Consider the following 13,579-nt stretch of genomic DNA (forward strand, 5'->3'; position numbering starts at 1 on the left):
CTAACCCGGTCAAGAAATATTATGACCAAAAGGAAATTATATATACTATTTTTTATTAAAATTATCCAGTTCTGCACTTAAATACTTCAACTTATTAATAAAATCATTATATTTAAAAAAACTATCATTATAGTTTTTTTCAATTTCTGCACTATTAGCATCTTTTGATGTTTTCTCAAAAATAATAGAATCTTCTAATGCATTTATATATAGTTCATAATAGTTAATAGATTCCTGAAGCAAATTGTAACAATTATTGCCGCCCTCTGGTATAGTTAAGCCATAAGATTTGCTTTTGATATCACTTAATTTAGAACGTTTATCTTTAATATCTTTTAATAGTACATCTAAGCTTCTTTTATCTTCTTTAATTTTTGTCAATGCGGGTTTTAGATCTTCGTTTATGCTATCAAAGGCTATTAAGCAATTTTTTATGTTGGAAACATAAGATTTCTTTTGATCAACATAGATATCATTATCTCTGTTTATTTTAATAATAGTTCCAAAATAGTCAAATGATCTAGAGAAAAAATTCTTAGCTTCGGGAGGAATACTTCCATTGACACCAAGTGAGTTAAGTGTTTCATAATTTTTTTCAAAAAGAGAATAAGTTGTTGAATAATCATTGTATTTTGATAAAAGATTTTTATCTTCTGGAGCTTTTACTAGATTTAAACATGACTCAAAAAGAGTTATGTTATATCCTAAGGTCTTTAATAATTCGTCTTTAATAGAAAGTTTGTTATCATTAACTTCTAAAGCATATAATTCATCATTTATTGATTTTAAATTGATTAATTCAGAGGAAAGGATATCCTCAGTTTCATTTAAGTCTAGTCCATTATCAGTTAAACACCCTTGAAGAGATGAATTATGCTTTTCAATATCTTTACAGATTTTATTTAGGTTGTTCATATCCCTACTTCCAGGAGACAAGTTTATAAAAAGTAATATTAATAAGGTTAATATTATTAAAAAGGCAAAAATATATACAAGTTTATTATTAATTTTTAAATTCATAATTTTCATAGTAGTTACTCCTTTTTCTAAAATTAATGTACCTTATAAAATATATATTTTAAGAAAAAATAAATAGTATATAAATATTCATAAAATTGTAATTAGCTTTTATATTAAGGATTAGGAAATTGGTGTATAATTTATATATAAAGTATTTTGTTGAGGTGACCACATGCAAGAATTTTATTTAATGATAGTAAATACGATAAAAAATATATCAGCCTGGTCTATATTAGATATTTTAGTAGTATCTTTTATTTTTTATAAAGGGTATATGTTAATAAAAGAGACGCGAGCTGAACAATTATTGAAGGGAATAGTTTTTATAGTAGTACTTATTCCTGTTAGTTACATTTTAAAATTAGATATGTTAAACTTTATTCTAAATAAAACATTAACTATAGGAGTGTTATCTGTTGTTATTATATTCCAACCAGAAATAAGAAGGGCATTAGAACATTTAGGAAGAAGCGCTTTTGATGACATTCACAATGGTCCTAGTGTGGAGAAGAGAACAGAAGTTGTGGATGCAGTTGTAGTAGCTGTGGAAAACTTAGCAGAGACGAAAACAGGAGCACTAATTGCTATAGAACAGGGAACTGGGCTTGGCGAATTGTTACCTTCGGGAACAATAATAGATGCAAAAGTCAGTGCGAATTTACTAGAAAATATTTTTGTTGTGAATACACCTCTTCATGATGGAGCCACAATAATAAGAAAAGATAGGATTCACGCTTCGGGTTGTGTTTTACCATTAACTAATAATAATTCGATAAATAAGAAACTTGGAACTAGACATAGGGCAGCAATTGGTTTGTCAGAAAACTCAGATGCGTTAATTATAGTAGTATCTGAAGAAACAGGAGTTATATCTTTAGCTGTAAATGGAAGGTTAACGAGGAATTATGATAAAGAAAAATTAAAAACAATATTGCTTAAGATAATGGCTAATAGGGATTCAAAAAGGGTAAAAACTGCTGGAGAGAAGGTGAAGACATGGATAATGGGAATGAAAAAAGCCTAATTATAAAGCTGATATGCATATTATTATCTTTTGTATTATGGCTATATATATCTAATGTTGAAAATCCAACAAGGACATCCGACATAAAAGATGTTCCTGTGGAAATAGTTAATACAGAAGTATTAGATAGTTCAAATCTTTGTATTTCTCCAGATCAAAGTTTTGTTGTAGATGTAAAACTAGAGGGGCCAGCTAATGACATATACAGTGTAAAGAAAAATGATTTCAACATAAAAGCTGATTTAAGTTCATATGCGCTAAAAAAAGGTGAGAATAATATACCTGTCCAGATAGAGAGTTATCCACAGGGGTTAACTATAAAAAACATCGGAGTATTAGCAGTTAAAGTTAATATAGAGAATAAAGTGGAAAAGGAAGTTTCGGTATATTCTGCTGTAAAGACGACATTTAAGAATGGAATTACGAAAAGTTCCGTAGATGTTAAACCTAATAAAGTTAAAGTATCAGGACCAGAAAGTGCTGTAAATAAAGTTGCTAAGGTAGCTTTGAAGGGTGAAAAGCTTGATATTGAGGAAAATATAAATGAGAAATTTAATTTAGTAGCAGTAGATGCTCAAGGAAATGAAGTTAAAGGGGTTAACGTTAGTGAGAATGAAGGAATACTAGCTATAGAGGTAGGAAATCAAAAAGATGTTACTATTAAGCCTACTTATACAGGAAAGTTAAGTTCTAATCTAACTCTTGAAAGCACTGTTTTATCAAAAGAGAAAGTTACTATAATAGGAAACTATGATGAAATTTCTAATATAGATAGTATAGAAACTGAGCCAATAGATTTGGCTAGTATTAATAATAATGAAGATATTAAGATAAAGTTAAAACTGCCTAGTGGAATTATGTTAGCAAGTGGACAAAATTATGTCGTGGCAACAATAAAAGTGAAGGATAATACTGTAACAAAAAGCATTGATGGTGTACAAGTTAACTTAATAAATAAAAAAGAAGGTACGTTAAAATATGAAGTTCCTAATATTAGTGTAGAGGTATCTGGAACGCAAGAGGCTTTAAATTCAATAACAGCAGCCAATATATCAGCTACTGCTTCAGTTGGAGATATAACCGAAGCAGGTGAAAAGGAAGTTCCTATAGAAGTTAACATAGTTAATGCAGATAATAATATAAAAGTAATATCAAAACCAGAGAAGGTTAAAGTAACAGTTAAATAAAAAGTAGCGTTGCTACTTTTTTTTATAATATGATAAAATGATTATCTAGTAGATAAAAGGGATGTGTTATAACTATGACTATTAGAATAAATAATGTTAACCTAAATATAGATGAATCACAAGATATTCTTAAGAAAAAAGTAGCTAGTGAACTTAAGATATTAGAGGAGGATATTATAGGGTATAAAATAATAAGGGAAAGTATAGATGCCAGAAAAAAGGACAATATTAAATTTAATTATTCTATCGAGATAAAGTGTAATGGAGAAAAAAAGATATTGAAGCATGCAAAGTGCAAGGATGCTAAGCTGGAAGAAGATGAGATGCATGAAGATATAGTTCATGGAAATAAAAAAATGAATTTCAGGCCTATAGTAATAGGGTTTGGACCGGCAGGAATATTTTCAGCTTTAACTTTAGCTAGAGAAGGATATAGGCCTATAGTCTTTGAACGTGGAGAAGATGTGGATAATAGAACAAAGACTGTGGAAAGTTTTTGGAAAGGAAAATCTGATTTAAATCTAGAATCTAATGTTCAATTTGGTGAAGGTGGAGCAGGAGCTTTCTCTGATGGGAAATTGACAACAAGAATAAAAGATAAGAGATGTACATTTGTACTAGAGGAACTTGTAAAGGCTGGAGCTCCGGAAGAGATAACATATATAGGAAAACCGCATGTGGGGACTGATATACTTAAGGATGTAGTTAAAAATATAAGAGAAGAAATAAAAGCTTTAGGTGGGGAAGTTCATTTCAATTCTAAATTAGAAAGAATTAATGTCAAGGATGGCAAAATTCAAAGTATAAAAGTAAATGGAAATGAAATAAGTTGTGAAGTATTAATATTATCTATTGGACATAGTTCTAGAGATACATACACTATGCTTCACAATGAAGGAATATTTATGGAGAGCAAAGCTTTTGCTATTGGAGTTAGAATAGAGCATCCTCAAGAACTTATTAATGTAAGTCAGTATGGTAAATTTGCAAACCATCCTAGATTAAAGGCAGCAGATTATAAATTAACTTATCAAAGTGTTAAGAATAATAGAGGAATATATTCTTTTTGTATGTGTCCTGGAGGAATAGTAGTAGCTGCTGCATCTGAAGAGAATAGACTTGTTTCAAATGGAATGAGTTATCATGCAAGAGATCTAGAAAATGCAAATTCAGCTTTAGTTGTAACGGTAGGATCAAAGGATTTTGAAGGAAATTCACCTTTAAGTGGTATGGAATTTCAAAGACATTATGAAAGTTTGGCCTATAATCTTGGAGGCGGTAAGTATAAGGCGCCAGTACAACTTGTAGGAGATTTCTTAAAAGGTGAAAAAAGTAAGAAGATAGGGAGTGTAAATCCATCCTATACTGCAGGATTTGAACTTAGAGAAATAAATGAATGTTTACCTAGTTATGTTGTGGATACTTTAAAAGAAGGGATAGTTAAATTTGACACAAAGATAAAAGGGTATGCGATGAATGACGCAATTTTAACAGGTATAGAAACTAGAACTTCTGCCCCTGTAAGGATAAGTAGAAATGAAAAGTTGGAAAGTATAAGTACTAAAGGACTATATCCAGCTGGAGAAGGGGCTGGATTTGCTGGAGGAATTATATCTGCTGCAGTTGATGGAATCAAGGTTGCAGAGAAAATAATAAATGAATACAAATAAAAAACAATCTTTTGAATATTCTGAAAATTTAGCTTTTCAGAATATTTTTTGTTACAATAAAATTATAATAAATGGAATAACTGTGTCTTAGATTGTTATAAAATTAACATATTCAATTTAATTAGGATGTATGTTTATATTATTTTTATAAATTACAATATAAAATTAAGCAAAAACAAATAATTAATAAGAGGTGCATATAAATGAGTAAAAATTTTGATGATTTATTATCAAGGGTGAAAGAATGCAAGAGAAAAAAAGTTTCAGTTGCAGTAGCACAAGATGAACCAGTGTTAGAAGCTATTAAAGCTGCAAAAGAACAAGGCATAGCTGATGCTATATTGGTAGGGGATAAGGAAAAAATAAAAGAAATAGCAGATTCAATAGGAATGGATCTAACTCAATTTGAAGTAATTCATGAACCTGATGTAAAGAAAGCGGCACTTTTTGCTATACAGCTAGTATCAAGCGGACGAGCTGACATGGTTATGAAAGGTTTAGTAGATACAGCTACTTTCTTAAGAAGTGTGTTAAATAAAGAAGTTGGTCTTAGAACTGGTAAAGTTATGTCACATGTGTCAGTGTTTGAAATAGAAGGTTTTGACAGATTAATTTTCTTAACAGATGCAGCATTTAACACATATCCAGATTTAAAGGCTAAGGTTCAAATTTTACAAAATTCAGTTTATGTAGCTCATGCATGTGGAATAGAATGTCCAAAAGTTGCGCCAGTATGTGCTGTTGAAGTAGTGAATCCAGACATGCCAGCAACAGTAGATGCTTCATTATTATCAAAGATGAATGATAGAGGACAAATTAAGGGATGTATCGTAGATGGACCTCTTGCTCTTGATAATGCATTGTCAGAAGAAGCTGCTCATCATAAAGGAATTACAGGCCCTGTTGCAGGGAAAGCTGACATAATAATGTTACCAAATATAGAAACAGCAAATGTTATGTATAAAACTTTAACTTACACTTCTAATTCAAGGAATGGTGGATTATTAGTAGGTACATCAGCACCAGTAATATTAACTTCAAGAGCAGATAGCTTTGAAACTAAAGTGAATTCAATAGCTTTAGCGGCAGTTGTTGCAGAAGCTGCAAAATAAATTGAAATATTGGAGGATGAGATATGTCATATAAGTTATTAATTATTAATCCAGGTTCAACTTCAACAAAAATTGGAGTATATGAAGATGAAAAAGAGTTGTTTGAAGAAACACTAAGACATACAAATGAGGAAATAAAGAAATATGACACAATATATGATCAATTTGGATTTAGAAAAGAAGTAATAATAAATATACTTAAAGAAAAGAAATTTGATTTAAAAACATTAAGTGCAGTTGTAGGTAGAGGTGGAATGCTTAAGCCTGTAGAAGGTGGAACTTATGCTGTGAATGATGCAATGATAGAAGACTTAAAAGTTGGAGTGCAAGGACCACATGCATCTAATTTGGGTGGGATACTTGCTAGATCAATTGGAGATGAATTAGGGGTGCCATCATTTATTGTTGATCCTGTTGTTACTGATGAACTTGCAGATGTGGCTAGAATATCAGGAGCTCCTGAACTTCCAAGAAAGAGTAAGTTCCATGCCTTAAATCAAAAAGCAGTGGCTAAAAGATATGGTAAAGAAAGTGGAAAAGGATATGAGAACTTAAATCTTGTAGTTGTGCATATGGGTGGAGGAGTTTCAGTTGGAGCTCATAACCATGGTAAAGTTGTTGACGTAAATAATGCCTTAGATGGAGATGGCCCATTTTCACCAGAAAGAGCAGGGGCAGTTCCAGTTGGAGATCTAATTAAAATGTGTTTTAGTGGAAAGTATAGTGAAGCTGAAGTATATAGCAAGATAGTTGGAAAAGGTGGAATTGTTGCTTATTTAGATACAAATGATTTTAGAGACGTTGTAGATATGATGGAAAAAGGAGATAAACAAGCTGAAAAATTATACAAAGCATTTCTTTATCAAATAACTAAAGCAATTGGAGAAATGTCAGCGGCATTAAATGGTAAGGTTGATCAAATATTACTTACAGGAGGAATTGCTTATTCACCTGTATTAGTGCCAGATTTAAAATCTAATGTTGAGTGGATTGCTCCAGTTACAGTATATCCAGGAGAAGATGAATTATTAGCTTTAGCACAAGGAGCAATTAGAGTTCTAAGTGGAGAAGAAGAAGCTAAAGTCTATTAGAAATAAATAAATTATTAATATAAAAAACACCTTATTTTTATAAGGTGTTTTTGTAAAAATTAAGGAGTATATTGCATATTCATGCTTGTTACTATATCATCCTCGGTATTTATCCAGAAGAGTAAAGCTCTAGTATACTTTGGCATTTCAGGATCTTGAGTTAATTCATTATTATATCTATTAATACAATTAGATACATAAATTTTAAAATTGTCTTTAGATATAGTTCTTAGTTCTGTTTTGTATTGAAATTCAGAATCAACTAGATATGAACAAACATTGATTTTGCAGTCCTTGGATAATTTGTATGTCTTTTGCTCTTTGTTATTTTCGCGTATATAATAGTCATTGCCCCATTCATAATCTGAAGGACTAAATCCATCTTTAGCATACTCTCTTTTAGCATCTTCATTTCTATAAAATTCAGTTTCATTAAATTTTATGAAAGTATCTCCATTCTCTTCATATATACTATCTATAAATCCAATTTTAGATGATTTAACAACTTCTTTTTTTTGTGTTGTAGGGATCTTTTGTTTAACCACCTTTTTTATTGTTAATGTTAAGTGTACAGTTCTTCCATACTCATCTATATAACCATCATAAGTAAAAGTGCCAGGGTTTGAAGTGTCAATGTTTTTTTGAGGCCATCTAATATTTACCGGATTAGTAATAGTGGCTTCTGGTATATTGGTTTGAGTTGGTAAATTGTAATCAGCTCCTTCAGAAATAGTATTTTCAAGTAATATAGGTGAAAAGTTCGATTTTATTTCCTCTAAAACTTTAGACATTGCATCTTTAGATACATTATTGTCAATAGCTAATTTTATAATGTAGTAGGCATCATCAAACCTTTTAGCATTCATGTAATTATCTTTAATTTGTAGGTAAGTGCTTTCGTTTGCTTTATCTTTTGAAATAGCTTTTTCGTAAGAGGTTCTAGCTTCAGGGTATTTTCCGGAGTGCAAAAATGCATTTCCTTCTTCAATTAATTGAAGAATTTCACTTTTAACAGAGTTTAAATCTTCCTTAACATTTTTCGCTACAACTATTTCTTTATCTTGTTTTGAGTTACAACCACATAGTGGAATGGCAATGAAAATAGAAAAAATGAATAATAATAAGACCTTTAATAAATTAATTTTTTTCATAAATTTCGACTCCTTGTTAGTTTATACTTAGATAATAAACTTGAAATATTTCTAAAAATAGAGAATATATTTCCAAGTTATTAACAAGAAAAAATAATTACAAAAGAGTAAATTCTATTTTTACAGTTACTATTTCGCCGTTAATAATATATATATTTCCACCATGGCTAGTCACAATTTGTTTGCTGATGTACAGACCTAATCCACTACTATAATTATCTGGAGATGAGTTAGTTTTTATAAATGGATCAAATATTTTGTTATATACATTTTCAGGAATTCCCATTGAACTATTGCTTATTTCTGCAAAATAGAAATTTTCTTTGCAGTAGCAATTTACTGAAATAATGTTGCTGTTAAATGAATATTTAATTGCATTATCAATAATATTTATAAATAATTGCTTAAGTTTATTTTGTTGCCCTAAAACAATACCATCTTCAATAGTATAATTAATGTTTAGTGAGTATTTATTTGCCTTTAAGCTCATATCTTCTATTATCTCTGAGATAAGGGGTTTCATATGTATTTCGCTTATAGCTTCTGATATCTGTGTTTGCCCCTTTGAAACTGTTATTAGATCTAGTACTAACTTATGGGCACGATCACTTTCCACGTATATTCTTTCAACAGCTCTTTTCTTAAAGTCTGGATCAATAACAATGTCATCCTTGAGCATTTCTGAATAACCAGTTATTGCAGTAAGTGGAGTTTTAAGTTCATGGGTAACATTGTTAAAAAATTCTTCTCTGTGCTTTTCTAAAGTTTCAACTTTTAATTGTTCTTCTTTTATAGTTTGAATCTGTTCTTTAATCTTATCTTTCATGTTAATAAATTCTTTAGATAGAATTCCAACTTCATCATTATGTTTGGACTTGATAGAAAAGTTATAATCACCTTCTTCTATTTTTTTTACTCCTTCAGTTAATGCTATAATTGGATGAGTTACTGTAGAGGTAATTAAAAGTGCAGTAAAAAAGATACATAGGAAAATAACAACTTCTGATACAGTAATTAAGTTTATAGTGCTTAGATTACTTAGGTAAATATCATTATATTCCTTTTCTATAGTTAAAGTTCCAAGCTGTATATCATCAATATAAATGGGGTAAGATAATATTCCATAAACACTAGAATTTGAATATTTGATTAAGATTACTGCACTTCCATTTAATGCTTTAGTACTATTTTTGTCTATTTCAGTTCCAAATTCTACTGCAGTATTGCTTGCAAGTATTTTATTAGAGTTATCTCTTATTTGAATATTGCAAGAGTTATTTAATGATATATAGCTAACCAAATAATCAGCACCATTTTTGAGCTTATCTTCATTTGGTTCAGTAGAACTTAAGGAGTTTCTGTATTTAACAGATTCCATGGTACTGTTCATAATTTGAGAGACGGATTCTTTTATAGTATTCTCCATTCTTTCGTTTAAAATATTTCTAAAAGTAAGATTAAAAACAATTCCTGATGTTAATAAAATTGTTCCAATACCAATAGTGATTTTTGTTTTAATTTTCATTGTTATACCTCATCACATAGCCTACAGAAAAAACAGTTTCAATTAGTGATCTTTCATCTTTATCATCCAATTTACTTCTAAGTCTTCTTACATGAACATCAACAGTCCTTTCATCTCCATCATAATCGAATCCCCAAATTTGAGTTAGTAGTGTATCTCTAGAAAATACCTTGTCCCTATTTTTGGATAGGTATTCTAATAAATCATATTCTCTAGGCTTTAGTTTAACTAGTTCATTATTTTTATAAATACATCTATTTTCATAATTAATCTTTATATTATTTGTTAATAGAACGAATTTATCTTCGCATTTATATTTGTACTTATCAATTCGTTTTAGAGCATTTTTAACTCTTGCTAAAACTTCTTTTATGTGAAATGGTTTAGTAATATAATCATCAGCTCCAAGTTCTAATCCTAAAATTTTATCAACTATATCTGTGCGGGCAGTTAACATTATTATTGGAATCGAATAAGTCCTAGTAATATCCTTGCAGATATCAAAACCGCTTTCATCAGGAAGATTTATATCCAATAAAGCAATGGAAGGGTTAAAGGTTTTTAATAGTGCTCTAGCTTCTTTGCCGCTAAATGCACTTCGTACAGAGTACCCTTCTGAACGTAATGCGGATGACAGAATATCATTTATAGACAATTCATCTTCAACAACTAATACTTTATAATCATTATTCATATATATTTCTCCTTTAATAAACTACTAATTTTACTTTAACATATTAACATATAGTTATTGCCAATATTAATACATTTTTAGGTTTTTGGAATTAAAAAGACTATGATGGGTTAATATGATAAAATGTAGGTAAGTTAATATTTTATAATATAAGAAGTATGGAGTGGGAATTATGAGAACTAGCATAAATTCTGAAAATAAATTAACAATGCTTTCACAAATGTCAAATGATTCAAAGTTTCAAGTGCTTGAATATGATAAGTTGGAAGGAGCTACAGATATTGAAACTGCCTTTGGAATAAAGGTTATGAATGAAGCGGGAATTAAACTTAGGCAGGTTAGAATTATTCTAGAGGATAGTGCTGTAAAACTTGAAGCTGGAGCATTAAGTTATATGAAGGGTGATATATGCATTGAAAATAAAACTGGAGGAGTAATAGGACTTGGGAAAAAGTTTATTAATAGTAAGCTTACAGGAGAAGAGATGTTTAAGCCAACTTATGAAGGAAGTGGTGAAATCTTTTTGGAGCCTTCATTTGGACATTACGCCTTAATTGAGTTAGAAGACGAAGAAATAATTGTAGATGATGGTTTGTTTTATGCCTGTGAAGAAGAAGTAGAGGTTGGTGCAGCTATGCAAAAAAGTGTATCTTCTATGTTGTTTGGACATGAGGGGGTGTATCAAACAAGTCTTAGAGGAAGTGGTATAGTAGTTTTAGAATTACCTGTGCCAGAAACAGAGGTATTTAAATGCAAATTATTTAATGATTCAATAAAAGTTGATGGTAATTTTGTTGTACTTAGGACAAGTAACATAAAATTTACTGTAGAAAAATCATCTTCTGTAATAGGAAGTGCTACTAATGGAGAAGGTTTACTAAATGTATATTCAGGAACTGGAGAAGTGTGGCTATTGCCGACACAAAGTGTTTATTCAGATATTAAATTAATAGGGTTAAATGGTATGACTAATCCTGGTGGGAAAAGTAATACTGAGGTTTAAAATAGAGTGCTCTAATATAATAAAGTTGTGAATTAAAAAAGCATTAAGTATAATTGTATGTGAATATATAATATATTGTTAGGAGTGAAATTATGAGCACTTATGAATCAAAGATCAAAAGTGATGAAATGGATTTATTATTTAATGCCATTTTAAAGCTTAAAAATATAGAAGAATGTTATAAGTTTTTTGAAGATGTAGCCACAATTAATGAGGTGAAAGCATTAGCTCAAAGAATTCAGGTAGCTGAATTGCTTAGCGAAAAGAAAACTTATACAGAAATAGCTGAAATTACAGGAGCAAGTACTGCTACAATAAGTAGGGTAAATAGATGTTTGAATTATGGAAGTGATGGATATAACATGGTGCTAGAAAGAATTAAGGAAAGATAAAGTTGATATAATTAGTATTAAAGTTTATACTAATGTATAGAAAAAATAGAATATTAGAGATTAATATAGTGAGGTATTTTATATGAGTAGAATGTTTGGAACTGATGGAGTTAGAGGAATTGCTAATGCAGAATTAACAGCACAGCTTGCGTATAACCTTGGGAGAGCTGGAGCATTTGTTTTAACTGAAGGTGCCCATAAACCAAAGATATTGGTAGGGAAGGATACTAGAATTTCAGGAGATATGTTAGAAGCTGCTTTGGTTGCAGGAATATTATCTGTTGGAGCTGAAGCTGTTGTACTTGGAGTCGTTCCAACTCCAGCAGTTGCACATCTTACAAGAAAATATGGGGCTGACGCTGGAATTATGATATCTGCATCACATAATCCAGTTGAGTATAATGGAATTAAGTTTTTTGATGACAAAGGCTATAAATTATCAGATGAATTAGAAGATGAAATTCAAAGTGTTATAGAAGGAGATTTCTATGGAGTGCCTAGTCCAGTAGGTGTTGGAGTAGGTAGAGAAATGATTGAAGTAGGTGCATTAGAGGATTATATAGATTTTGCTAAAGAAACTATTGCTGTTAATTTAGAAGAAATTAAAATAGCCTTAGATTGCGCTAATGGATCTGCATATAAAGCAGCTGTAAAAGCATTTAGAGAATTAGGTGCTGACGTATATGTAATAAATGACAACCCAGACGGAACTAATATAAATGAGAAGTGTGGATCAACTCATCCAGAGGAATTGATGGAGTATGTAGTTAAAAAGGGCTGTGATGTAGGCTTTGCTTTTGATGGAGATGCAGATAGATGTCTTGCAGTAGATGAAAAGGGAAATTTAATTAATGGAGACTTTATTTTAGCTCTTTGTGGAAAACATTTAAAAGAAATAAATAGATTGAAAGATAATACTATTGTAGTTACTGTAATGAGCAACCTTGGACTTGATATAGCCTGTGAAAAGTTAAATATTAAAACATTAAAGACTAAGGTTGGAGATAGATATGTACTTGAAGAAATGATTAAAGGGAAATATGTTCTTGGTGGAGAACAATCAGGACATATTATTTTCTTAGATTATAACACTACAGGAGATGGGTTAGTAACTGCACTTCAAGTGGCAGCTGTAGTTAAGAAGGAAAAGAAAAAGTTAAGTGAATTATGTTCTATCATGAAGGAATTACCACAAGTATTAGCTAATGCTACTGTTCCAAATGATAAAAAGAATATATACTTAGAAGACGAAGAAATTAAAGCTGAGATAAAAAGAATTGAAGAAACTTTACATGGAAAAGGTAGAGTTTTAATAAGACCTTCTGGAACAGAACCTTTAGTAAGAGTTATGCTAGAAGGAGAAAATCAAGAAGAAATTAATAAAATGGCTCATGATTTAGCTGATATGATAGTTAAAAAATGTAACTGATAGAAGAATGGCTCAATATGATTTGGAATCGTATTGAGTCTTTTTTTATATCATAACAATACATACAAATGATATTGTGGTAATATTAAAAAGAAAAAGGTAACATATTGTTAGTGTTCGGGAAAAATGATTGATAAATTAATAATAATTTGACGTTTTTTTGGGGTTGATTATTAAAATGATTTATTAGGAATACTCGTGGTATTAAATTAGTAAAAATATAAGTAAAATGTTGACAATAAAAAAATATAGGGGTAAAATCTTATCAAAAGCACAACTGA

General features: G+C 30.1%; 12 protein-coding genes. 8 read left to right on the forward strand and 4 right to left on the reverse strand.

Features of this window, described 5'->3' with window-relative positions:
• Nucleotides 1–45: 45 nt before the first annotated feature.
• Entirely contained in the window at nt 46–1,029 is a 984-nt protein-coding gene (locus tag FAY47_RS12180; protein WP_143316992.1) for a hypothetical protein, read from the reverse strand.
• Between the two features lie 163 nt (nt 1,030–1,192).
• On the opposite strand from FAY47_RS12180, the gene cdaA reads away from it, so the two are divergent.
• The 5 genes from cdaA to buk all read left to right on the forward strand — a co-directional run bounded on the left by cdaA (nt 1,193) and on the right by buk (nt 7,104).
• Nucleotides 1,193–2,044: a diadenylate cyclase CdaA gene (gene cdaA / locus FAY47_RS12185; RefSeq protein ID WP_143316993.1), complete on the forward strand. Its 852-nt coding sequence runs from the start codon at nt 1,193–1,195 to the stop codon at nt 2,042–2,044.
• On the forward strand, nt 2,017–3,231 hold the full coding sequence (locus tag FAY47_RS12190; RefSeq protein ID WP_143316994.1) for a CdaR family protein: 1,215 nt from the start codon (nt 2,017–2,019) through the stop codon (nt 3,229–3,231). Before cdaA ends, FAY47_RS12190 begins: the two co-directional genes overlap by 28 nt.
• Nucleotides 3,232–3,305: 74 nt before the next feature.
• On the forward strand, nt 3,306–4,901 hold the full coding sequence (locus FAY47_RS12195; protein WP_143316996.1) for an FAD-dependent protein: 1,596 nt from the start codon (nt 3,306–3,308) through the stop codon (nt 4,899–4,901).
• Nucleotides 4,902–5,104: 203 nt separating this feature from the next.
• Nucleotides 5,105–6,013 carry a phosphate butyryltransferase gene (gene ptb / locus FAY47_RS12200; protein ID WP_143316997.1) on the forward strand — a complete coding sequence of 303 codons (909 nt, stop codon included), beginning with the start codon at nt 5,105–5,107 and terminating at the stop codon, nt 6,011–6,013.
• Between the two features lie 23 nt (nt 6,014–6,036).
• Complete coding sequence (gene buk, locus FAY47_RS12205) at nt 6,037–7,104, forward strand: butyrate kinase (RefSeq protein WP_143316999.1); 1,068 nt, start codon at nt 6,037–6,039, stop codon at nt 7,102–7,104.
• 59 nt (nt 7,105–7,163) lie between these two features.
• On the opposite strand, the gene FAY47_RS12210 is transcribed toward buk, so the two are convergent.
• From FAY47_RS12210 to FAY47_RS12220, 3 genes are all read right to left on the reverse strand, one after another.
• The gene (locus FAY47_RS12210) at nt 7,164–8,255 is read right to left on the reverse strand and encodes an Ig-like domain-containing protein (protein WP_143317001.1); all 1,092 of its coding nucleotides are present in this window, start codon (nt 8,253–8,255) and stop codon (nt 7,164–7,166) included.
• 97 nt (nt 8,256–8,352) lie between these two features.
• Complete coding sequence (locus FAY47_RS12215) at nt 8,353–9,780, reverse strand: HAMP domain-containing sensor histidine kinase (protein ID WP_143317002.1); 1,428 nt, start codon at nt 9,778–9,780, stop codon at nt 8,353–8,355.
• Nucleotides 9,770–10,474 (reverse strand): response regulator transcription factor, encoded by a 705-nt coding sequence (locus FAY47_RS12220; RefSeq protein ID WP_143317005.1) that lies wholly within the window; start codon nt 10,472–10,474, stop codon nt 9,770–9,772. The genes FAY47_RS12215 and FAY47_RS12220 overlap by 11 nt, the downstream gene beginning before the upstream one ends.
• A 172-nt stretch (nt 10,475–10,646) precedes the next feature.
• Here FAY47_RS12220 and FAY47_RS12225 point away from each other — a divergent pair, with 172 nt between their 5' ends.
• The 3 genes from FAY47_RS12225 (at nt 10,647) to glmM (ending at nt 13,298) form a co-directional block, all read left to right on the forward strand.
• Nucleotides 10,647–11,477, forward strand: a complete 831-nt coding sequence (locus FAY47_RS12225) for an AIM24 family protein (protein WP_143317006.1) — start codon at nt 10,647–10,649, stop codon at nt 11,475–11,477.
• Between the two features lie 92 nt (nt 11,478–11,569).
• On the forward strand, nt 11,570–11,869 hold the full coding sequence (locus FAY47_RS12230) for a YerC/YecD family TrpR-related protein (protein WP_143317008.1): 300 nt from the start codon (nt 11,570–11,572) through the stop codon (nt 11,867–11,869).
• Between the two features lie 82 nt (nt 11,870–11,951).
• Nucleotides 11,952–13,298 carry a phosphoglucosamine mutase gene (gene glmM / locus FAY47_RS12235; protein ID WP_143317010.1) on the forward strand — a complete coding sequence of 449 codons (1,347 nt, stop codon included), beginning with the start codon at nt 11,952–11,954 and terminating at the stop codon, nt 13,296–13,298.
• Nucleotides 13,299–13,579 lie beyond the last annotated feature (281 nt).

The sequence above is a fragment of the Clostridium sp. HBUAS56017 genome (genome assembly GCF_007115085.1).
In the GTDB taxonomy this organism is placed as follows: Bacteria; Bacillota; Clostridia; order Clostridiales; family Clostridiaceae; genus Clostridium; species Clostridium cibarium.